General features: G+C 56.5%; 19 protein-coding genes. 4 read left to right on the top strand and 15 right to left on the bottom strand.

What is annotated here, in order from left to right:
• Positions 1-4 precede the first annotated feature (4 nt).
• The 4 genes from DV711_RS05455 to DV711_RS05445 all read right to left on the bottom strand — a co-directional run bounded on the left by DV711_RS05455 (position 5) and on the right by DV711_RS05445 (position 5,679).
• Positions 5-631, bottom strand: a complete 627-nt coding sequence (locus tag DV711_RS05455) for a TetR/AcrR family transcriptional regulator (RefSeq protein WP_133297402.1) — start codon at positions 629-631, stop codon at positions 5-7.
• Positions 632-1,334: 703 nt separating this feature from the next.
• Positions 1,335-2,039 (bottom strand): hypothetical protein, encoded by a 705-nt coding sequence (locus DV711_RS19285; protein ID WP_133297401.1) that lies wholly within the window; start codon positions 2,037-2,039, stop codon positions 1,335-1,337.
• A 269-nt stretch (positions 2,040-2,308) separates the two neighbouring features.
• Entirely contained in the window at positions 2,309-5,185 is a 2,877-nt protein-coding gene (locus DV711_RS05450) for a valine--tRNA ligase (RefSeq protein WP_114694606.1), read from the bottom strand.
• Between the two features lie 224 nt (positions 5,186-5,409).
• A complete protein-coding gene (locus DV711_RS05445) occupies positions 5,410-5,679 on the bottom strand; it encodes a hypothetical protein (RefSeq protein WP_243633738.1) in 270 nt (89 codons plus the stop codon).
• Between the two features lie 273 nt (positions 5,680-5,952).
• On the opposite strand from DV711_RS05445, the gene DV711_RS05440 reads away from it, so the two are divergent.
• Both DV711_RS05440 and DV711_RS05435 read left to right on the top strand, forming a co-directional pair.
• The gene (locus tag DV711_RS05440) at positions 5,953-6,312 is read left to right on the top strand and encodes a DUF2750 domain-containing protein (RefSeq protein WP_114694933.1); all 360 of its coding nucleotides are present in this window, start codon (positions 5,953-5,955) and stop codon (positions 6,310-6,312) included.
• 204 nt (positions 6,313-6,516) lie between these two features.
• Positions 6,517-7,110 (top strand): DUF938 domain-containing protein, encoded by a 594-nt coding sequence (locus DV711_RS05435; RefSeq protein ID WP_114694605.1) that lies wholly within the window; start codon positions 6,517-6,519, stop codon positions 7,108-7,110.
• 18 nt (positions 7,111-7,128) lie between these two features.
• Here DV711_RS05435 and DV711_RS05430 read toward each other — a convergent pair whose 3' ends face one another.
• Together DV711_RS05430 and DV711_RS05425 are read right to left on the bottom strand one after the other, a co-directional pair.
• Positions 7,129-7,560 carry a DNA polymerase III subunit chi gene (locus DV711_RS05430; protein WP_114694604.1) on the bottom strand — a complete coding sequence of 144 codons (432 nt, stop codon included), beginning with the start codon at positions 7,558-7,560 and terminating at the stop codon, positions 7,129-7,131.
• Positions 7,561-7,564: 4 nt separating this feature from the next.
• Complete coding sequence (locus DV711_RS05425; RefSeq protein WP_114694603.1) at positions 7,565-9,079, bottom strand: leucyl aminopeptidase; 1,515 nt, start codon at positions 9,077-9,079, stop codon at positions 7,565-7,567.
• 190 nt (positions 9,080-9,269) lie between these two features.
• Between DV711_RS05425 and lptF the strand changes: the two genes are divergently transcribed.
• Both lptF and lptG read left to right on the top strand, forming a co-directional pair.
• Positions 9,270-10,397: an LPS export ABC transporter permease LptF gene (lptF, locus tag DV711_RS05420; protein WP_114694602.1), complete on the top strand. Its 1,128-nt coding sequence runs from the start codon at positions 9,270-9,272 to the stop codon at positions 10,395-10,397.
• The gene (lptG, locus tag DV711_RS05415) at positions 10,394-11,455 is read left to right on the top strand and encodes an LPS export ABC transporter permease LptG (RefSeq protein WP_114694601.1); all 1,062 of its coding nucleotides are present in this window, start codon (positions 10,394-10,396) and stop codon (positions 11,453-11,455) included. Before lptF ends, lptG begins: the two co-directional genes overlap by 4 nt.
• 95 nt (positions 11,456-11,550) lie before the next feature.
• On the opposite strand, the gene DV711_RS05410 is transcribed toward lptG, so the two are convergent.
• The 9 genes from DV711_RS05410 to DV711_RS05370 form a co-directional block, all read right to left on the bottom strand.
• The gene (locus DV711_RS05410) at positions 11,551-11,991 is read right to left on the bottom strand and encodes an RDD family protein (RefSeq protein ID WP_114694600.1); all 441 of its coding nucleotides are present in this window, start codon (positions 11,989-11,991) and stop codon (positions 11,551-11,553) included.
• A gap of 138 nt (positions 11,992-12,129) precedes the next feature.
• Entirely contained in the window at positions 12,130-13,359 is a 1,230-nt protein-coding gene (locus tag DV711_RS05405; protein ID WP_114694599.1) for a sensor domain-containing diguanylate cyclase, read from the bottom strand.
• A gap of 163 nt (positions 13,360-13,522) precedes the next feature.
• The gene (locus tag DV711_RS05400; protein ID WP_114694598.1) at positions 13,523-14,425 is read right to left on the bottom strand and encodes a hydroxymethylglutaryl-CoA lyase; all 903 of its coding nucleotides are present in this window, start codon (positions 14,423-14,425) and stop codon (positions 13,523-13,525) included.
• 3 nt (positions 14,426-14,428) lie between these two features.
• Positions 14,429-16,417: an acetyl/propionyl/methylcrotonyl-CoA carboxylase subunit alpha gene (locus tag DV711_RS05395; RefSeq protein ID WP_114694597.1), complete on the bottom strand. Its 1,989-nt coding sequence runs from the start codon at positions 16,415-16,417 to the stop codon at positions 14,429-14,431.
• 13 nt (positions 16,418-16,430) lie between these two features.
• On the bottom strand, positions 16,431-17,222 hold the full coding sequence (locus DV711_RS05390) for an enoyl-CoA hydratase/isomerase family protein (RefSeq protein WP_114694596.1): 792 nt from the start codon (positions 17,220-17,222) through the stop codon (positions 16,431-16,433).
• Between the two features lie 14 nt (positions 17,223-17,236).
• A complete protein-coding gene (locus DV711_RS05385; RefSeq protein ID WP_114694595.1) occupies positions 17,237-18,844 on the bottom strand; it encodes a carboxyl transferase domain-containing protein in 1,608 nt (535 codons plus the stop codon).
• Between the two features lie 254 nt (positions 18,845-19,098).
• Positions 19,099-19,509: a MerR family transcriptional regulator gene (locus DV711_RS05380; RefSeq protein ID WP_114694594.1), complete on the bottom strand. Its 411-nt coding sequence runs from the start codon at positions 19,507-19,509 to the stop codon at positions 19,099-19,101.
• Between the two features lie 87 nt (positions 19,510-19,596).
• Positions 19,597-20,949, bottom strand: coding sequence for an HD-GYP domain-containing protein (locus tag DV711_RS05375; protein ID WP_114694593.1), 1,353 nt, complete (start codon positions 20,947-20,949; stop codon positions 19,597-19,599).
• Positions 20,950-21,061: 112 nt separating this feature from the next.
• Entirely contained in the window at positions 21,062-22,072 is a 1,011-nt protein-coding gene (locus DV711_RS05370; protein ID WP_114694592.1) for an AraC family transcriptional regulator, read from the bottom strand.
• Between the last annotated feature and the right edge of the window lie 165 nt (positions 22,073-22,237).

Here is a 22,237-nt window from a genome sequence, read left to right as displayed (position 1 = left end):
CCACTTAAGCGGCTTGGTCGTGAAACCAGAAACTGGATGCCCGATCGGCCTTGTCTAACAGCTCCAGCAGCTTGGCGTGGCTGTTGGACTGCTCGGCACTGTTATCCCGACACCAACTGCACAGGGTTCGAACAAAGATACTGGTCAGGACTATCTCTTCGATCTGCCGCCGCCGACCACCGGTATGCAGCCCGGCGGCATCACGCCACAGCTGTACCAGCTGCGACAGGTCAAAAATCATCGGTACCCAGTGGTGCACGTGGGGCGGATGCAGTTTGGCGCCTAGCATCTGGGCGCTGAGCCGATGGTAGGGTGCCAGCGCCTCGAACCAGCGCCAGACAATCAGCTCCAGGCGGGATTTAACCGGCAGCGACTGCATCTCATCGTCCAGTTCGACCAACATTGCCTCCAGCGCCCGGGCAAACCAGGCATTGGCGATGGCGTTGGTATCGGGGTAATGCTGGCGGATGGCGTTGATGCTGGTGTCGCAATGGTTGGCCAGATCGGTCAGGTTGAAGTCGTACCAGTTGTCCTGTTGTTGGGCGAGATCGAGGGCGGCGTCGAGGATTTGGTCGGCGGTGAGTTCGGAAGAGGTAGGGGGCGTGGTTTTGGGGGTGTTTGATTCGTTCATGGTGGTGTCCATCGGCTGGGGCTGATGGGATTTGGCTAGGTTTGGTCTAGCATTGAGTCTAATTGAAGTATAGGGGTCTTTAAGTTGCTCTGTTCGAGTTGAAGTTGTTCTGGGTTGCTGAGTTTTGATGAGGTTATTTGTTGCGCTTTCCCAAGCGCGTTCATTTCTTTTGCGCGGGCAAAAGAAACCGAACCAAAGAAAAGCCGCCCCACTTGCTTGGTCAGCTTCGCTGACTTCGTTGCGCGTTGAACTGTCAGATGGGCTGCGACGGAAACTCACTCGCTACGCTCCCTCAAACAGCCGTCTCCGCTGATCCATCTGTCAGCCCAATGCTCACCGGCGCAAAAGGGGGTGGGGAGTTTATCCTGCAAGTTTGGAGTGTTCTTTCGGCTGGCACGGTTTCAACCGCCCTTGACGCAGCCGAGCATTGGCTTTGAAAATGGATCAGCACCGATTACTGTCTGAGGCCGAAGGCCGAGTTCAATCGGTGCCTATTTTCGAAGGCAACGCGCAGGGCATCGGCGAAGCCGACAAGTCATTGGGCTAGGCGTTTTCTTGCTTCGTTCTTTGTCGCTATGCACAAAGAATGAAGGCGCTCGGGGGAGCGAAATATAGGTTGCCGGGAGGGAGCTCCGTAACAGAAAGCTTCTTTATTTATTGCTTGGTTTTACATGAACAGATAAATCATTCTGGTTTTTAATATCTAATTAAAATCAGGAATTAAAGTTGGATTTATATAAACGCCTTTCTCATATATTTTTGATTTTATAGTTGCTATACAAGTTAGAGCATTCATTAATGAATTTTCAGAAAAATCTCCAGGAGCGGGTATAGACTCTAAAATAGCTTTTCCTGATAGGCCATAGACTATTATGCTTAGTTTTCCATCAATGCTATTTGATGAAGCTGCTGCACCAATAGCGAATAGGCTTCCTAGATTAACATCTTTATCATTAGTTGTTATTTCAGCCTTTATCCTAAGTAATATACCTATTTTTTGGGGTTTTCCTTTATTGTTTGTTGTGATATTTAAATAGCTAATATGATCTTGAAGAAAAATAACTTTCTTGTTTGCCCCTGCTATTTTGCTAGCTAGGTAGGATACTTCTCCACTGTCTTTTTCTAAATAAACATTAATCATAACTTCATGGTTGCAAAGCCTATCTAAAATAGTATTTGACTTTGCCTGCCGTTGGGCCGCAGTTAACGGTTTTTTTGCATCTAGTTGTTTTGAATGGGAAGGGGAAGCACTTTTGCTGGGGGTTTCTTGGGTAGTAGATGGTAAATCATCAGATATATAATTAGGGGCAGGCCCCCCTCCGCCACCTGAAAATTCAGGTACTCCTGTATTAATGTTTAAATCAGATGATTCCATAAATACTTGCGGATCTAGTAAATCCTTTTTCATAATTAATCCTGCTAATTCTTCTATTATTTGAATAAGATATTATTATCTTTATTTAATATAGAATAAAATATTGAGAAATCAAGAATGTTTTTTTATGGAATATCTTTATTGATAAGTGCTTGATTTAAAATATATTTCTGTTTCTTATATGGGTTCTGCATTAATGGAGAAGGCAAAGGTGCAGTTTTTACACAATCAAGGTCGTTAAATTAAGAATAAAAACGCCACCCGAAGGTGGCGCTTTAGTCTAGCTAACTAATCAGCCCAAATCACAAGGCCGCAATTTTATCGTACTGCTCCTGCAACTTCGCACTGGCTCCCTTAGCGTCTTCCAGCTTAGTCCGCTCCTTGGCAACCACAGCCTCCGGCGCATTATCAACAAACTTACTGTTACCCAGTTTGCCTTCGACCTGCTTGATTAGCTTACCGAGCTTATCCAGCTCCTTCTGCAGACGGGCCAGCTCGGCGTCTTTGTCGATCAGACCGGCCATCGGCACCAGCACTTCCATCTCGCCAACCAGTTGGGTGGCGGCCAGCGGGGCTTCGCCTTCCAGCCATTGGGCGGAGGAGAGGTTGGCCAGCTTGGTCAGGAACTGACGGTTGGCGTCCAGACGGGCCTGGTCGTCGGCATTGGGGCCGTTGAACAGGACGTCGATATGCTTGGCCGGGGAGATATTCATCTCGCCGCGGATGTTACGGATACCGACGATGGTGCCCTTGAGCCACTCGATGTCAGCTTCGGCCTGTTCGTCGATCTTGCTCAGATCGGCGAGCGGGAAGGCCTGCTGCATGATGGTGTCACCGGACTTGCCCGCCAGCGGCGCCAGGCGCTGCCAGATCTCTTCGGTGATGTAGGGCATGAACGGGTGCGCCAGACGCAAGGCCGCTTCCAGCACCCGGACTAGGGTGCGACGGGTGCCGCGCAGCTGGGCCTCGGTGGCGTTCTCGTCCCACAGAACCGGCTTGGACAGTTCCAGGTACCAGTCGCAGTATTCGTTCCAGACGAATTCGAAGATCGCCTGTGAGGCGAGGTCGAAGCGGAATTCAGCCATCGCTTTCTCGACCTGCTGCTCGGTACGCTGCAGGCGGGAGATGATCCAGCGATCGGCCAGGCTCAGCTCCAGCTCACCGCCGTTCTGGCCGCAGTCCAGCGCGCCGATAGCGTTGCCATTGTCGTCCTGCTGCTCGGTGTTCATCAGCACGTAACGGGCGGCGTTCCAGATCTTGTTGCAGAAGTTGCGGTAGCCTTCCATCCGACCCATGTCGAACTTGATGTCGCGGCCGGTGGAGGCCAGCGAGCAGAAGGTGAAGCGCAGCGCATCGGTGCCGTAGGAGGCGATCCCTTCCGGGAACTCCTTGCGGGTCTGCTTCTCGATCTTGGCGGCCAGCTGCGGCTGCATCATGTTGGCGGTACGCTTGCTGACCAGCGACTCCAGGTCGATACCGTCGATCAGGTCGAGCGGATCCAGCACGTTACCCTTGGACTTGGACATCTTGTGACCGTGGGAGTCACGTACCAGGCCGTGGACGTAGACATACTTGAACGGCACCTGGGGGGTGCCATCGTCATTTTTGATGAAGTGCAGCGTCATCATGATCATCCGGGCGACCCAGAAGAAGATGATGTCGAAACCGGTGACCAGCACGTCGGTAGAGTGGAAGTGCTTCAGCGCGTCGGTGTTTTCCGGCCAGCCCAGGGTGGAGAAGGTCCATAGAGCTGAGCTGAACCAGGTGTCGAGTACGTCGTCGTCCTGGCGTAGCGCGACGTCGTCGCCGAGATTATTGTCGCGGCGGACTTCGGCTTCGTCACGGCCAACGTAAACGTTACCGGCATCGTCGTACCAGGCCGGAATCCGGTGGCCCCACCACAGCTGACGGGAGATACACCAGTCCTGGATATCGCGCATCCAGGCGAAGTACATGTTTTCGTACTGCTTCGGTACGAACTGGATGTCGCCGTTCTCAACCGCCTCGATCGCCGGCTTGGCCAGCTCCTTGGCGCTGACGTACCACTGGTCGGTCAGCCAGGGTTCGATGACGGCACCGGAACGGTCACCCTTGGGCACCTTGAGGGCGTGATCATCGACTTTCTCGAGCAGGCCGAGCTGGTCGAATTCGGCAACAATTTGCTTACGGGCGACGAAACGGTCCAGACCGGCGTAGTTCTGCGGCAGGCTGCCGTCGAGTTCGCTGTTGTGGGTGCCGTCGATATTGAATACTTCAGCCTGGGCCAGCACGGCGGCGTCGCGGTCGAGCACGTTGATCAGCGGCAGGTTGTGGCGCTTGCCGACTTCGTAGTCGTTGAAGTCGTGGGCCGGGGTGATCTTAACGCAGCCGGTGCCGAACTCACGGTCGACGTAGTCGTCGGCGACGATCGGGATACGGCGGTTGACCAGCGGCAGGGTGACAAACTTGCCGATCAGGGCCTGGTAGCGCTCATCTTCCGGGTGCACTGCGACGGCGGAGTCACCGAGCATGGTTTCCGGACGGGTGGTGGCGACGATGATGTGATCGGCGCCTTCGCTGGTGGTTTCACCGTCGGCCAGCGGGTAACGGAAGTGCCACAGGTTGCCCTTCTCGTCGATGTTTTCGACTTCCAGGTCGGAGATCGCGGTGTGGAATTTCGGATCCCAGTTAACCAGGCGCTTGCCGCGGTAGATCAGGCCGTCCTGATGCAGGCGAACGAAAGCTTCCTTAACCGCTTCGCTCAGACCATCGTCCATGGTGAAGCGCTCGCGGGTCCAGTCGACCGAGGAACCCAGACGACGGATCTGGTTGGTGATGGTACCGCCGGACTCTTCTTTCCACTCCCAGATCTTGTCGATAAAGGCGTCACGGCCGAGATCGTGACGGCTGACGCCCTGGGCGCCCAGTTGACGCTCAACCACCATCTGGGTGGCGATACCGGCATGGTCGCAGCCCGGTTGCCACAGGGTGTTATGTCCCTTCATCCGGTGGTAACGGATCAGGCTGTCCATGATCGCGTTGTTGAAGCCATGGCCCATGTGCAGGCTACCGGTCACGTTCGGCGGCGGGATCATGATGCAGTAGGGATCACCGGAGCCGGATGGTTTGAAGTAGCCGTTCTGTTCCCATTTCTGGTACCAGGTGCGTTCGATCGCGTGGGGGTTGTAGGTCTTTTCCATGGCGGTCTTAATTGGACTCGTAATAACGGTTAATACTCGGGTTGGCGGTTAGCCAAAATCTGAGCCTGGCAAGCGGGCATCTACTAGCCTCGCCGGCGGGCGAATCGGTCGATTATACACAGGCGCATAGTTAAGGGGGAGGGCGCAGTGGGGCGATTAAGAGCAGCGTTGTAGCCGCTTTCACGACTCGCCCCCGGACAGATCAGTTTGGATGTTGACGAGGCTCAGTCGTCGGTCAAACCTTTGATAAAGGACTTGGTGCCTTCCCAGGCATCTTTACCGGCTTCGACGGTTTTTTCAGCGCCGACCTCGGCCAGACAGGCGCCCCGTTTGGCGACGCATTTTGAGGTACAGCCTGCCACGGCGGCATCGTCACCGAGATGTTTAACGTCGCAGCTCTTTTCGCAGATCTGGTACTTGAAGCTGCAGTCGGCCTGGGCGGTAACGGAGAATAGGGCAGTAAAGAATAGAGCGGTCAGTAGTTTAACTTTCACGTTTGAGCCTTTTGCTGTTGCCAGGGATACGTTATCAGAGACGGGTCTAACCGTAACCAGCGGCAGATTAAGCCAAGATGAACGGTATTATATCGCGCCGCCGTACAGGATAAAGCCATCCCGAGAAACAGAAGGGTTGCATCCGAGTGATTGGTCGCGCGGATTGTTGATTGATCGAATTTTGATCCCATCAATAGAAATCGGTTGGGCTTGGGCGCAGAGGGCGCTATGATGCGCCTCCATTCGATTAACAGCTCCAACAGTGGTGATCCCATGAGCCAGCTTGGCAACGATCCGCAACAGAACTACCGTCTTTTCCTCGAAACCATTCAGCAGACCGGCAAGGTCTGGGGTGTGACCAACGACGACGGTTGGATCATTTGTGACTCGGAAGAGTTCGAGGACACCGATGTAATCCCTTTCTGGTCCGACAAGGCGGATGCCCAGGCGCAATGCTGTGACGAGTGGGCCAAGTTTGAACCCCAGTCGATCGACCTGGTCAGCTTTGTCGAGCGCTGGCTGCCGGGCATGGCCGAGGATGGAGTGCTACTGGGTCCGAACTGGAACAGCGACATGACCGGGCTGGAGATTGAACCGGCCGAACTGGCCGACGAGCTGCTCGACGAGGCGTAATCGAGGAATTGTAATCGACAACGCATTACTCGCGTCGCTAGCTATAAGCCGAAGCAACCGCTTCGGCTTTTTTGTGTCTGGAAACTGGGTTCATGTTTTGGCGTCATCGCCATGGCAGCGACTAAGCTGATCAGTGATCAGGACGAACTACCGAGTTTGGTAAGTTTTTAGACAACAATGTTTGATCGCGAGGGAGGAGGATCGATGGGAAGCTATTCGGAAGCCTGCGAGCGCAACAAGGGAGTGATTCTGGAACTGCTGCTGGAGCAGTTTGCCGATAGGCGCCGGGTGCTGGAGATCGGCTCGGGTACCGGCCAGCACGCGTCCTATTTCAGTCGGTCGTTATCCTGGTTGGAGTGGCTGCCGACCGATCATCCCGGTCAATTGGTCGATCTCAAAGATAATCTGGGCCGCCAGCCGGCGGAAAATCTGGCCCCACCCCGGCCGCTGGATGTGGCCTGGCAGGATTGGTCGATCGATCCAGTCGATGCCGTCTTCACCGCCAATACCTTCCACATCATTTCCTGGGGGCAGCTTGAGCGCTTGTTTACCGGTGTTGGTCGGGTACTGGAGGATGGGGGGAAGCTGGCGGTCTATGGCCCGTTTCGCTACCAAGACGGCTACACCAGCGCCAGCAATGCCGAATTCGATCAGTGGTTGAGACAGCGGGACCCGGCCAGCGGGATTCGAGATTTTGAAGCGGTCGACCGGCTGGCTGAGGCGCAGGGACTGCAGCTGGTATTGGATCAATCGATGCCGGCGAATAATCAGCTGCTGCTGTGGCAGCGACGGGGCTGAACCCTGTTTACTGCGGATTCAGCCTTTGCGGCGCATGTCGTTCATATGGATCTCGTAGCCCTGGCCTTGATAACGGCGGTAGTTGGCCCGGGTGGCCTCGAGGATCTCGGGTTGCTGAACCACGATCTCGATGGTGCGGTTGAACTCCAACGCCAACTCATCGATCTCCAGGGCCAGATTGACGAACACTTCGCGGTGGTCCGGTTTGCTGTCGCCGTAGCCGATCTCGATCGGTGAGTTTAAACCGGCTGCCAGCAGACTGTGGGGCAGGAAGGCCTCCGGCCGGTAATCCCATAGCCATTCGTCAAGCTGACGTGCTTGGGTTTCGTCATTGGTCCGAATGTAGATCCGGTGGCCCAGGGCCACCACCTTCTCCAACACCTTGCAGAGAAAGCGGCGGCGGGCGTCCGGATCTTCGGTCGGCAGGACGTAGAAGTCGCTGCGTTTCATCGGCTTAGCTATCGCTCCCCGATTCGTTGTCATCGCCGTCGGCGCGATCGATCAGGTATTGAGTCAATAGCGGCACGCAGCGACCGGTGGCGCCTTTCTGCTTACCACTGACCCAAGCGGTGCCGGCGATATCCAGATGCGCCCAGGCGAACTCCTTGGTGAAGCGTGACAGGAAGCAGGCGGCAGTGATGGTGCCAGCCGGCCGACCGCCGATGTTGGCCATGTCGGCGAAGTTGGAGTCCAGCTGCTCCTGATAGTCGTCCCACAGCGGCAGACGCCAGGCTTTATCGTTGGTGTACTCTCCGGCTCCCAGCAGCTGCTCGGCCAACTGGTCGTTGTTGGACAGCAGACCGCTGGCCTTGTGACCCAGCGCGATGATACAGGCGCCGGTCAGGGTCGCGATGTCGATCACGCTGACCGGCTGGAACCGCTCGGCATAGGTCAGCGCATCGCACAGCACCAGTCGACCTTCGGCGTCGGTGTTGAGAATTTCGACGGTCTGGCCAGACAGGGTGGTAACGATGTCACCGGGCTTGGTGGCCACGCCGCTGGGCATGTTTTCGGCGGCGGCGATCACGGCGACGACGTTAAGCTCCAGTCCCAGCTCGGCCACGGCGGTCATGGTGCCCATCACACTGGCGGCGCCGCACATGTCGTACTTCATCTCGTCCATCGCTTCGCCCGGCTTCAGGCTGATGCCGCCGGAATCGAAGGTGATGCCCTTGCCGACTAATACGTGGGGGCGGTCGTTCTCGCCAGCGCCGCGGTACTGCAATACGATCAGCTTGGCTGGTTGCTCCGAGCCGGCTGATACCGACAGCAGTGAGCCCATGCCCAGAGTCCGCATCTCGGCTTCTTCCAGCACTTCCAGGCTCAGGCTGTCGTACTCGTCGGCCAGTTCCTGGGCCTGGGCGGCCAGGTAGGTGGGGGTGCAGATATTGCCGGGCAGGTTGCCCAGATCGCGAGCGGTACTGACCCCGTTGGCGATCGCGGAAGCTTCGATAATAGCGACCTCGCCGGTTTCGACGTCGGCTTCCTCGAGCAGAATTTCGATGGTTTCCAGCGCCGGGGCATCGCCTTTTTTACTCTTGAGCTGGTCAAATTGGTACAGCCCGGCACTGAACTGCTCGGCCAGGGTGCGGGTACGCCAGTAGCAGTCACGGCCTGGGATGACGCTGTCGTCCAGCGCGATGGAGACTTCGCTGACATTGATCGACTTCAGGCTGGACAGGGCGCTGGCCAGTACCTTGGTGAAGCTGCGGTCGTTGCGTTCGCTCTCTTTACCCATACCCAGCAGCAGCACACGGCGTGCCTTGATACCGTCGAACTTCTGCAGCAGCAGGCTGTCTCCCGTTTTGCCGCGTATGTCGCCGGCGGAGACGATATCGCTGAGGTAGCCGTTGCTGGCTTCGTCCAACTGACGGGCCGCGCTGGAGAGTTCGCCCTCTTCACCGACAGCAACAATAAGGCAGGGGGTTTCCAGCTCGGTCAGGCTGGCACTGGAGATCTGAAATTGCATAGAGGCTCCACAAGACAATGTTAGGGGATTGAGAGATAATGCCCGCCGCTCTGGCGGATGTTGCTTCTCCCATAGATGGGCGTGAGTGTACGTTATATTTGCAGCTTTTGCAGAGCAGGATTAATACAGAAGTGCCGGCGGTGAAGCTTCATCACCACCGCGGGCTGGGCGTTGGAGAGCCTGTTACCCGGTGATTATTTTCCGTTACCTGAGCCGTGAAGTCTTGGTCAGCATGACTGCCGTAACCGGTGTGTTGCTGATGATCATCATGAGCGGCCGTTTTATCAAATACCTGGCCTCGGCCGCTGATGGCCGAATTTCCGCCGATGTGCTGTTGTTGCTGATCAGCTACCGGATTCCCGGTTTCCTCGAACTGATCCTGCCGTTGGGGCTGTTTCTGGGAATTTTGCTGTCCTACGGTCGGCTCTATCTGGAAAACGAGATAGGGACGCTGACGGCTGCCGGGGTCAGTGATCGTCGTCTGCAATGGTTGACGATGGGGCCGGCGCTGATGGTCGCCCTGCTGGTTGGCGTACTGAGTTTTCTGGTGACCCCCTGGGGGGCGGCTCAGGTTAAAACGATTCTGCATAAGCAGGAGTCGATGACCGAATTTGATGCGCTGGCCGAGGGTCGATTCCAGAAGCTGCCGAGTCGGCAGCGGGTCTCCTATGTGGAGGAGCTGGCGGACAATCGGACCGAACTTAGGTCGGTTTTCCTGTCTGAACAGATCGGCACCCGCAAAGAACCACGGCTGGGAATTATGGTGGCCGAGAGCGGTCGCCAGTATCTGGACTCCGAGACCCGCAGTCGCTTCCTACTGCTCAGCAACGGTTACCGCTACGAAGGGGTGCCGGGCGAGGCGGATTTTCGGGTTTTCAAGTTTGATGAGTACGGTATCCAGCTGAAGCAGTCGCGCCTGCGACGCCAGGTTTCCGAAATTGAGGTGCTGCCCACGGCGGAGCTGCTCCGTAACGACGGCTATCAGTACCGGGCCCAGCTGCATTGGCGCGCCTCGCTGCCGGTGCTCTGCCTGATGGTCACGTTGCTGGCGGTGCCGCTGAGCAAGGTCAATCCGCGTCAGGGCCGGTATGCCCGGTTATTGCCGTCGATCCTGTTGTATCTGACCTACCTGACCTTGCTGACCACCGCTCGCAGCGGTATGGATGAGGGGGAACCCTTGGCGGTGCTGAAATTCTGGTCGGTTCACGGTCTGTTCGGACTGATCGCGTTGAACCTGCATGTTTCCAACGGCTTCTGGGGACGACTCTGGAGCCGTATCTGGCATAGCCTGCCGCTACCGACCAAGGAGGCACGATGAAACGCCTCAACCGATATATCGGTCAAACGGTACTGTTCTCCTGCCTGGTGGTGCTGTTGGCCATCATCGGGCTGGATGTATTGTTCGCCTTTGTTGATGAACTTAAGGACCTGAACAAGCACTACACCCTGGATGTGGCGGTACGCTATGTGCTGCTGTCGATTCCCGGTAGTGTCTATGAGTTTATTCCGTTGGCTAGTCTGGTTGGCTGCTTGATTGGCCTCGGAATGCTGGCCAGCAGCTCGGAATTGACGGTGATGCGGGCTGCCGGGGTCAGCAAGTTCCGGATTGTTCTCTCGGTCAGTCGCCCGGTATTGCTGTTGGTGATTGTAGCGGGGCTGATCGGTGAGTTTGTGGTGCCTGTAACCGGGCAGCAAGCTACGGTCGAGAAAGCCAAGGCCCACAGTGGCGGTCGTGCCGTCGGGACCCAATATGGGGTCTGGCACCGTGAAGGTAACTGGGTGATGCACTTCAACGCGATCGAGCGAAACGGCCTGGTCCATGGACTCACCCTGTACGAGTTTAATGATCAGCGGGAGCTGCTGACCGCCAGCTTCATCAAAGAGGCCGAATACGAGCAGGGGAGCTGGAAGCTGCAGCGGATGCGCACCACCCATTTCGACGGCGATCAGACCCGTATCGTGGTGATGCCGGAACAGCGCTGGGAGTCAGAATTGAAACCGGAGTTCCTGGAGCTGTTGTCATTGGCGCCAGAAGATATGTCGGTTTATAACCTGCGCGGTTTTATCGATTACATGAATTCCCAAGGGATCAATGCCGCCCCGCACCAGTTGGCGTTCTGGAGTAAGCTGATGCAGCCGCTGGCGATCTTTTCGCTGGTGCTGATCGCGGTCTCGTTTGTGTTCGGCTCGCTGCGGTCCGTGACTATGGGACAGCGGGTTCTGGTGGGAATCTTAGTGGGTCTGGTGTTCAAATTCAGCCAGGATCTGCTGGGACCGGCCAGTACCGTATATGGCTTTCCGCCGGTGATTGCGGTGCTGACTCCGATCGGCGCCTGTATTCTGGCCGGATTCTGGATGTTGCGGCGGGGCGGTTAAGCCTGTTGCAACAAAATAAGTCATCCGACTGTATGAAAAAGAGCCCTAGTGAGGGCTCTTTTTTGTTATGGCTTGGGGACTTGTTCGCAGATTTATTAGCTCTTCTTTTTCGGTTTGGGCAACTGCACGACCCGCGATTCAGAGTAGCGGTCATGCCAGGTCAATCCCTGTTTATCGAACAGCATCCACCAGTAACCGGCTCCCAGACACAGCAGCGACAGCCCGGCGCTGAAGAAGCGGATCAATGCCTGCAGCCCGCTGATTGCCTGCCCCTCAGGGGTCTGAATTCGAATTCGCCAGGCCAGCATCCCCAGGGTCTGGCCGCTCCGGGTCCAGAAAATCATAAAGAACAGGAAGGTGACGAGGAACAGGGCGCTGTTGAAGACCGGACCCTTAACCGCCTCACCGTTATTGAGTGCAACCCCGACTGCACCGACCACCATCCAGAGTGCGGCCAGCAGCAGAGAGTCGTATAGCATTGCCCCCAGACGCTTGATCAGGGAGGCGTTGGGTAGGTCGGCATCTGCACGGGTCATGGTATTGGAATCGGCTCTTTGGAAAATAAAGCCGCTATTCTAGTCGATTTGCTTGCTGAGGTTTAGGGAAGCGTCGAACAAGAGTCGTTCGATGGTATTGAACGTTGCAAGGGCTGGGGATTGCTGGGCTGACGAGGCTCAGTCGAGCAGTGCAACACGGTTTTTACCGGTCAGTTTGGCTTGGTACATCGCCTTATCGGCGCTCTTTAACAGCGACTTGGGACAATCACCATGATGGGGGTAGCTGGCCACGCCGGCGCTGGCGCTGACCCTGAGGGTCTGGCCGTGGTAGTCGATAGGCCGTCGACAGAGCACTACCAGTTGCTCCGCCACTTCGCGGGCACTTTGGGGCGGTAGCTCATTTTCGAACAGAACCGCGAATTCGTCACCGCCAATACGGGCGATAAGATCTGACTCGCGGAAGTAGTGTTTCACCTGGGACGCGATACTGGAGAGCAGCTCGTCGCCGGCATCGTGACCAAAGTTATCGTTGATTGATTTGAAACCGTCCAGGTCGAAATAGATCAGAGTCAGTTGGTCATCTTTACGCTTCGCTCGCCGGATGGCCCGCTCCAGCTCCGCGTTAAAATAGTTGCGGTTGTAGAGTCCGGTCAAAAAATCATGGTTGGCGGCGTAGATCCAGCGTTCTTCATCGAGCTTGCGTTTGGTGGACTCGCGGGTCACGCCCTCGACCCCAATAAAGTTACCGTCCTCGTCGGTGCGCGCGTAGAGGTGGCTGAATACCCAGACCAGGTGGCCTTCCTTATGCCGAAGCGCCGAATCGACCTGGATCGGTTTGCCACTGCTCTCGGCCAGCTTCTGCATTACCCTGTCACGGTCCTCGGGGTGATAGTAGTAGTCGGCCAGCTTGGTACCGATCGCTTCAGCGGGCGTGTAGCCAAGCATCCGGACGCTCGACGGCGACAGCATGGTGATAACGCCGTTGGCGTCGGTCCGGTAGAAAGTATCGGGCAGGTTTTCGATGATCTGGCGGAATTCGCGTTCAGATCGCTTGATCTTCTTGGTCAGCTTTTTACGCAACCGTAGATCGCGGACTGAGGCGATAAACAGATGTCCCAGCTGATCGTGATAGCGGTGGTTGAGTACTGTCGCGACTGGAATCGAGCTGCCTGTTTTAGGAATCAGGTCGAACTGGATCTCACGGTTCTGATTACGGCCGCGCTGTTGCGCTAGTGCCATCAAGTGCTGGTCTTCATTCTTATCTACCAACAGATTGAAATCGCTATCCAGTAGCTCTTCAGGGCTATAACCGACCAGTTTGGAAGCCGAACGGTTGGCATAGAGGATCTTTCGCTCTTTGATGGCGAATACAGCATCCCGTTGATTATCCAGGATCAGGCCCAGCATCTCTTCGGTTTTGATTGCGATTTCCCTATGCCAGACTCGGTTACAACCGCACGACTTGATTTGGCGTCGCCGGTAAATCGTAATCCAGCATAGTTTATCAAGGCGTCATTTAGCCAGTCTGTGCGGCCATATCCATGATCGGTGCTAACCGCTAAACAGCGACTTAACCTAAGGCACGAGCGACCTTGGAGCGGGTTTCGCGCCCCAGTTGATCCATGATGTAGTTACCGGCGCTGATCAGCTTGGGTAGATCGATACCTGTCTCAATCTCCATTCCGTGCAACATATAGACCACATCTTCGGTGGCGACATTACCCGAGGCCCCTTTGGCGTAAGGGCAGCCACCCAGGCCCGCTACCGAACTGTCGACCACGGCCAAACCTTCCTCCAGCACCGCCAACAGGTTGGGAAGTGCCTGGCCGTAAGTGTCATGGAAGTGGGCCGCCAGTTGCGGCATCGGAATCTTACCGGAGACGGCTTCGAGCATCCGCTTGGCTTTGAGCGGCGTGCCGACACCGATGGTGTCTCCAAGCGAGATCTCGTAGCAGCCCATCTGATACATAATGTCGGCCACTTCGGCGACCTTCTGCGGGGCGATTTCTCCCTCGTAGGGGCAGCCCATTACCGTCGAGACATAACCTCGGACGCGAACATCGGCGGCCTTTGCCCGCTCCATCACGGCTTCAAACCGGTTCAGACTTTCTGCTACCGAGCAGTTGATGTTCTTCTGCGAAAAGCTCTCGGAGGCGGCGCCAAAGATCGCCACCTCTTTGACACCCGCTTCCAGCGCACCTTCCAGCCCTTTCAGGTTGGGCGTCAACGCGGCGTAGGTGACCCCCGGTTTGGGCTCGATGCCACCGATCACCTCGGCCGCATCACCCATCTGAGGGACCCACTTGGGCGACACAAAGCTGGCGGCTTCGATGTAGCTCAGGCCTGCTTGTTCCAGCCGTCGAATCAGCTCCAGCTTGATGCTGGTAGCGACCACATCGCCCGGCTCGTTCTGCAGCCCGTCACGGGCGCCAACCTCGACGATCTTTACCCGTCTAGGGAATTTAGCCGACATAGTTTACTCCTCCCCGCAGGGCTCAAGACCGAGCAGTTCGGCGCCTTCGTCGACCAGATCGCCGGCGTTGAAAAAGACTTCGCTGACGGTGCCGTCAAAGGGAGCGCTGATGGTTTGCTCCATCTTCATCGCCTCGATCACGATCAAGCCTTCTCCGGCTTCAACCTGGTCACCGGCTTGTTTCAACACCGCAACCACGGTACCGGTCATCGGTGCTGCCAGTGAACCGGCCTGTTCGCCTTCGGCATCGCCATGGATTTCGACATGGCGCTGACATTCGAACTGGCAGCCGTCGTGGAATAGGGTGATATCGGCCTCTTTCTGGAATACCGAAACCGAGAAACGGTGACCGTTGAGGGTGGCGCTGAGCTGGTCGCCGCTCAGTTGGCCTTTGACCTGAAACTCGGAATTATCCACCCGGATCAGGAAGTCCTGATCCTGTTCCAGCACGCTGACGGCATGGTTGTTCTCCCCATGCGTCAGCTCGTACGGCTGGGCGTACTGGCTGTTCAAACGCAGGCTGTTGAGGCGGTTGAACGGTGAGGTCGGATCATCCTGATTGGCCGAGCTGGCCTTGCGGGCCAAGGTCAGGTAGCAGGCGGCCAGCGCGATATAGCGTTGCTCGTCGATCTCGTCGTTGCTGAACAGTTGATCGTGGTGACGCTCGATAAAGCCGGTATCGACATCGAAACGACGGAAACTTTCGCTACCGGCCAGTTTCGACAGGAAGCCCAGGTTGGTCTTCAGACCGCAGATACGGTAGTCCTCCAGCGCCTGCTGCATCCGGGTCAGTGCCAGTTCGCGGCTTTCGTCCCAGACGATCAGCTTGGCAATCATCGGATCGTAATAATGGCTGACGGTATCGCCTTCGATGACGCCGGTATCGACCCGGACGTACTTGCTTTCCACCGGGGTGCGCAGGTAATCCAGGGTGCCGGTGGCCGGAGTGAAGTCGGCATCCGGGTCCTCGGCATAGACACGGACTTCCAATGAGTGGCCGTGTAGGCTGATATCGGACTGCGCCAGCGGCAACGGTTGACCGGCGGCGACGCGCAGTTGCCATTCGACTAGGTCCTGACGGGTAACCAGTTCGGTGACCGGGTGTTCGACCTGCAGTCGGGTGTTCATCTCCATGAAGTAGTAGCTGCCGTCCTCGTCGTAGAGGAATTCGACCGTACCGGCGCCGACATAGTCGATCGCCTTGGCAGCCTGGACGGCGGACTCACCCATCGCCTTGCGGATCTCGTCGGAGATGTTCGGTGCCGGCGCTTCTTCGATCACCTTCTGGTGTCGACGCTGGACCGAGCAGTCGCGATCGCCCAGATAAACACCATTGCCGTGACGGTCACAGAATACCTGGAGCTCAACGTGGCGGGGCTTGGTCAGGTACTTTTCAACCAGTAGATCGCCGTTGTTGAAGCTGCTTTCACCTTCACGCTTGGCGGCATCGAAGGCCTCGTCGAACTCGGACTCCTGCCAGACCACCCGCATGCCTTTACCGCCGCCGCCGGCGACGGCTTTCAGCAGTACCGGGTAGCCGCAGCGAGCCGCTTCGGCCTTGATCAGCTCGCGGCTCTGATCATCACCGTGATATCCGGGTACCAGTGGAACCCCTGCGTTTTCCATGATCGTCTTGGCGGCACTCTTGGATCCCATCGCTTCGATGGCGCCAACCGGCGGGCCGATAAATGCCAGACCATTCTCCGCCAGGGCTTTGGCGAACTCGGCGTTCTCGGACAGGAAGCCGTAACCGGGGTGAACGGCTTGAGCCCCTGAGATTTTGGCGGCTTCGATGATCTTGTCGATCCGCAGGTAGCTGTCGCGGCTGGGTGCCGGGCCGAGCAGGAAGGCTTCGTCAGCCAGTGCCACGTGACGGGCATTGCGATCGGCCTCGGAGTAGACCGCGACACACTTTACGCCCATCTTATGGGCGGTTTCGATAATCCGGCAGGCGATCTCACCACGGTTGGCAATCAAAATTTTGGTAAACATAGTGGTGCCCTTCTTAGTCCTGAATCCAGTTCGGTTTGCGCTTGTTTAGGAAGGAACTTAGTCCTTCCTGACCCTCTTCGCTGACACGAATATCGGCGATCCGCTGGGCGGTATCTTCGATCACCTCATTGGTGATTGGTTTCTGGCTGACAGCAAAGATCAACGCCTTGGCGGCGCCAATTCCCTGTGGACTGTTGCCCAGCAGTTTGGCAACCAACTCTTCTTTGGCACCGTCGAGGTCATCGTTGTCGGCAACCAGCTCATGTACCAGACCCCATTGTTGGGCCTGAGCGCTGCTGAAGGCTTCCGCGGTCAGCATGTAGCGGCGTGATTGGCGCTCACCGATCGCTTGATTGACGTAGGGGCTGATCACAGCGGGGATTAAGCCGATACGCACTTCGGACAGGCAGAACTTGCTGGCTTCGGTGGCAATGACCATATCGCAGCAGGCGGCCAAGCCGACGGCGCCACCGAAGGCGGCACCCTGGACCAGGGCGATGGTCGGCTTGGGCAGGAAGTTCAGCAGCTCCATCAGTTTCGCCAACCCACGGGCGTCTTCGAGGTTTTCCTGATGGCTGTTCTGGGCCATCCGCCGCATCCAGTTCAGGTCGGCGCCGGCGGAGAAGTTCTTGCCTTCAGAGCGCAATACCAACACGCGCACGGCGTTATCGTTGGCAGCAAGCTCGAGCTTTTCGATCAATGCATTGATGATCGCGTCGTCGAAGGCGTTATGGACGTCGGGACGGTTCAGCGTCAGGGTCGCAACCCCTCGGCTATCCACGTTATAGAGTACGGTTTCGCTCATCTCTGATTCCTCCCTTACATCCGGAACACGCCGAACTTGGTCTCCTCGACCTCTTTATTCAGAGCTGCGGCCAGGCCCATGCCGATCACATCGCGGGTCTGGACCGGATCGATCACACCGTCGTCCCAGAGTCGGGCGGAGGCGTAGAACGGATGGCCCTGCTTCTCGTACATATCCTTGACCGGCTGCTTGAAGCTTTCCTCTTCTTCGCTGGACCAGCTGCCGCCGGTACGCTCGATGCCGTCCCGCTTAACCTGGGCCAGTACGCCGGCAGCCTGTTCGCCGCCCATCACCGAGATACGGGCGTTGGGCCACATCCACAGGAAGTTGGGGTCGTAGGCGCGGCCACACATGCCGTAGTTACCGGCGCCGAAGCTGCCGCCGATCAGCATGGTCAGTTTCGGAACCCGGGCGCAGGAAACTGCGGTGACCATCTTGGCACCGTGCTTGGCGATGCCTTCGGCCTCGTACTTCTGGCCGACCATAAAGCCGGTGATGTTTTGCAGGAACAGCAGCGGGATCTTGCGCTGACAGCAGAGTTCGATGAAGTGGGCGCCTTTTTGTGCAGACTCGGAGTAGAGCACACCGTTGTTGGCGATGATGCCGACCGGGTAGCCGTGGACACGGGCAAAGCCGGTGACCAGGGTCGAACCGTAGAGCTTCTTGAACTCGTCGAAATCGGAATCGTCGACGATCCGTGCGATCACTTCACGCACGTCGAACGGTTTTTTCAGGTCGGTACCGACAATTCCGTAAAGCTCTTCGGCGCCAAAGCGCGGCGGCAGCGAGGGCTTCACATCGAGGTTGATGTTCTTACGTCGGTTCAGGCGCGAAACGGCCTGTCGGGCCAGCTCCAGCGCGTGTTGGTCATTCTGGGCATAGTGATCGGCGACACCGGAGGTGCGGCAGTGGACGTCAGCGCCACCCAGATCTTCGGCGGACACCTCTTCGCCGGTGGCGGCTTTTACCAGCGGCGGACCGGCCAGGAAGATGGTGCCTTGCTCTTTGACGATGATCGATTCATCGGCCATCGCCGGCACGTAGGCACCGCCGGCGGTACAGAGTCCCATGACCACGGCGATCTGCGGAATCCCCTTGGCCGACATGTTGGCCTGGTTGTAGAAGATTCGACCGAAGTGTTCGCGATCGGGGAAGACTTCATCCTGACGCGGCAGGTTGGCACCGCCGGAATCGACCAGGTAGATACAGGGCAGGTGGTTTTTTTCCGCGATGGCTTGTGCGCGAAGATGCTTCTTAACGGTTAGCGGGAAGTAGGTGCCGCCCTTCACGGTGGCGTCGTTGGCGACGATCATACACTCCTGACCGCTGACCCGACCGATACCGGTAATGATGCCGGCTGCTGGTACCTCTTCTTCGTAGACGTCGGTGGCGGCCAGTTGGGACAACTCCATGAAGGGGGAGCCTTCATCCAGCAGCCGGTTGATCCGTTCGCGCGGTAGCAGTTTGCCCCGGGACGTATGACGTTCCTGATATTTGGCACCGCCACCTTGGGCGATGGTCTCTACTTTATCTCTGAGTTCCTGTACCGCTTCGTGCATCTGCTCCTGCTTCTGCTGGTACTCGGCACTGCGGGGATTAATCTTCGATTCAAGGATGGCCATAGCGGGGTTCCTGTTGCGTCTTATAGCTCTCGGTTGGACCGGTTATTATCAACATACGGCAGCGTACAGTAAGTTAACGTAAACGTAAACTTATAAATTAGGCTAAGCCCATGCTTAGATGTTTAACTGTGAACAGTATAGTTAGCCTTTGCTGGGCGGGCTGGAAGGGGAAGAGCTATGACGGGGTCGCAACAGCTACCCCTGAGACGTGAAAAGAAACGGATCTAAACAGTAGCTGTTGGTTGGGGATGAAGTCAGTCGTTAACCGGATCTTTGGTTGGTGCTTGATGGAGCTCTTCCAGAGCTTTACGGCAGCGCTCCTCGGTGGTTTCGAGCTCGATCCGGATCATGGCGATATCGCGAATCTGCTGCTCAAGGGCCTGTTTTTTGGCCTCGATGATGCTGAGCATTCGATTCAACTGAATCTCAGAACTGTCAGGGCTGGTATCGTAGATGGTAATGATTTCGCGGATCTCGGCCAGGGAAAACCCGAGTCGCTTACCGCGCATAATCAATTTCAACCGCACACGATCACCTTTGGAATAGACGCGGGTTTGGCCACGGCGGGTCGGCTCCAGCAGTCCCTGGTCCTCGTAAAAACGGATGCTGCGGGTGGTGATCTCAAATTCACGGGAGAGATCGCTGATCGAGTAGGTTTTTTCCATAGCGTTGAACAGAACTTGGCGAGAAACTACCCAACTCTATCTTTTGTTTACGTCCACGTAAACTTTGATTCGATTAGCTGCCCCTAATTAGCTGTTATTGACCTCTTGGCGAAAATAGCCGAATCCCTGCTCGAGCCCCTGCTGCAGTTGTTGGCGATACAGTTCCAATTCACCGCGTTCGGAAAGGGAGGCGGCTTCCTTACAATTTAGCAAGCTATCCAGATTCCAGCCCAGTCGCTTCAACAGCCAAAGTAGCTCGTATTGCATCGCATCGATCTCTTTGAGGCAGCTGTGGTTATCCGGATCGCTCGGATCCATGTCTGCCATCAGCCAGTCCTTGAGCTGGGAGTCAGCGATGCCCGAGGTACTCAGTACCTGGTTGATCGCGCCCATCATGGTAGCCAGTTTGCGGCTTTCATTGAGATCCAGTAAGCCGATTTTCTCGATCAACGGGGGCAGAGGCTCAAGCATTGAAGCAAGCTGGCGATTGACGCTTCTGACTCGATCCAGGTTTACCGGTTGTAGCGGGGTTGATTCATCTTCAGCCGGGGTTCCTGCCCGGGAAAGTACTCGCATCAGCGCGGCGTGGATCTCGGCGTTAAAGCTGCTGTGGTGTACTTTGAAGTAGGGCAGCGCATCATGTACCTGCTTGTCGGAGCTGTTCAGTTCGTTGCTGCAAAGGTTGTAGAGCATGTCGGCGCTGGCAACGACCTGTCCCAGTTTGTTCAGCTTGTCCGGGGACTTGCGGCTGGGGTAGCCGGTTTGATCCAGACGTTCATGATGCTCAAGAATTCCCTGGCCAATGGAGGGATGGAGCCCAAGCCCTTCCAGACAGCGTTGTCCGATCACGACGTGGCTTTGCAATGCCCTCCAGCTATCACTGTTCAGCGGGGCTTGGGTTTGCAACTCCGGGGCCAGATAGAGCATACCGATATCGTGGAGCAATCCGCATATATAAGCTCTGCGGCAGGCTTCGGAGGACAGCTTCATCTCGCGCGCGATCAGGGTGCTGGCCCAGCCGCAAAACAGGCTGTGTTCGAACAGCGCGGGTAATTGCTGCTTCATGATGGTCAGCTTTTGCCGCAATGGCAGGGGTAGGTCTTCGATCAGGCAGAAGTGACGAAAGGGGTCTTCAAAGCGGTTATTGTGATGCAGTCGTTTGAGCTCTGGATCCTGCTCGAGTAGAGACTGGGTCAGTTGAAACAGCTCGAGGCCTGTCAGGGTCTGCTCCAGTTCGATCTGCTGGTCGATGTCCTTGTCTAAGCGATGTTGCTGTAACTGGCGTTGAGCCTGGGGATTGATACGGCTGCCCTTGGAGACCAGCAAGACACCGAACTGGTTATAGATATCTTCACTGGCGATAACCTGTTGTGTCTCGTTAACCTCGGTCAGATGCTGGAGAAACTGTGCGCTTGCTGCACCGGCCTTTACTTCGCCCATGGTCGTCCCTTCGTTCCTTGTTCACTCCTCATCCTAGGGTGGGAACTCAATCAGGGCAATAAGCCGGATTAACTTTATGGCTAATGGACTAGAGGATATCGGACAGCGGGGCTCAGAGCGCCTGGGCGCGGAAATCGACCGGAGTCTTGCCGGTCCAGCGTTTGAACGCGCGTGAGAAGTTGCTGATGTGGGCAAACCCAAGCCGATAGCTGATCTCTCCGATCGGAACGTGCTGTTGGCGAGCATACTGGATGGCCATCTCTTTGCGGATATCGTCCAGTAGTTGCTTATAACAGGTCCCGTGTTCCTTCAGCTTACGCTGTAGCGTTCGGCAACTGACCATCACTTCGGAAGCGATCAACTCCATGCTGGGTTCGCCGTGGGGAAGCATCTCTACCAGCTTGTTGGATACCTGGTTGACGATATCCTGCCTGTCGAATCGGGCGATATATTCCTTGCACAGCTGTTCATTCTGGTGCGCCAGTTCCGGATTGGCGGTCGGTAGCGGCATATCCGCCAGCTCTCGTTCGATGTAGAGGGCGGTGCGATCGCTCTCCCACTCGATCGGACACTTGAAGAATCGCTTGAACCCCTCGATGCCTTCCTCCGGGCTGCTGCGGGTCAGGCGTACGTGGTGTAGTTTGAAATGCCCCGGCATCAGGTGGCGGGCGGTTTGTACGCAGCAGGATAGAATGGCTTCGAAATGAGGGTGGTTGAGGCGCGAAAGGTAGTTCGGGTAAGCCATGACCTGTACGCCTACCGTATCCCGGTCTTCGACGATTTCACCATAGGTGCAGGTGGTCAGGACTTTGAAATAGCGGCACATGCGACTTTGGGCTTCACGAAGATCCCGGGAAGCCCAGTTGGCAAACCCGAGCGCGTGCAGTGAGGTGGGGCGCACGAAGCGGCCGACGGTCAGGCCGAAGGCTTGATCCCGAGTCGTCTTAATGCCCAGATCCAGCAGGGTGATGGTCTTGTCACTGGGGAAGCGGGCGTTGGGGTCTTTAATGGCTTCGATATCGATACCGGCTTCGCGAAACAGGGGGGCTGGATCGACCTGATAGGATTCAAGCGCGCGCTGGATGGCCAGTGCCCAGCCGGAGATAGTGGTTGCCTCCTGCATCAATGCTCTCCTATTCGCGAATCGGTTGAACGTTCAGATTTCTGCCCGAGAAATCCGTAAAGGGCTCAACTTAAAGCAACTATCTGTGCAGATTCTAGAACAGAAACGCTCAATTTTATTAACAAAAAAACCCGCCTGCTGAACAGACGGGTTTTGATAGAGTCC

The sequence above is a fragment of the Motiliproteus coralliicola genome (genome assembly GCF_003345655.1).
Taxonomy (GTDB): domain Bacteria; phylum Pseudomonadota; class Gammaproteobacteria; order Pseudomonadales; family Balneatricaceae; genus Motiliproteus; species Motiliproteus coralliicola.
Note: the sequence above shows the minus strand (reverse complement) of the source record. Positions and strands in the feature narration are given on the sequence as shown.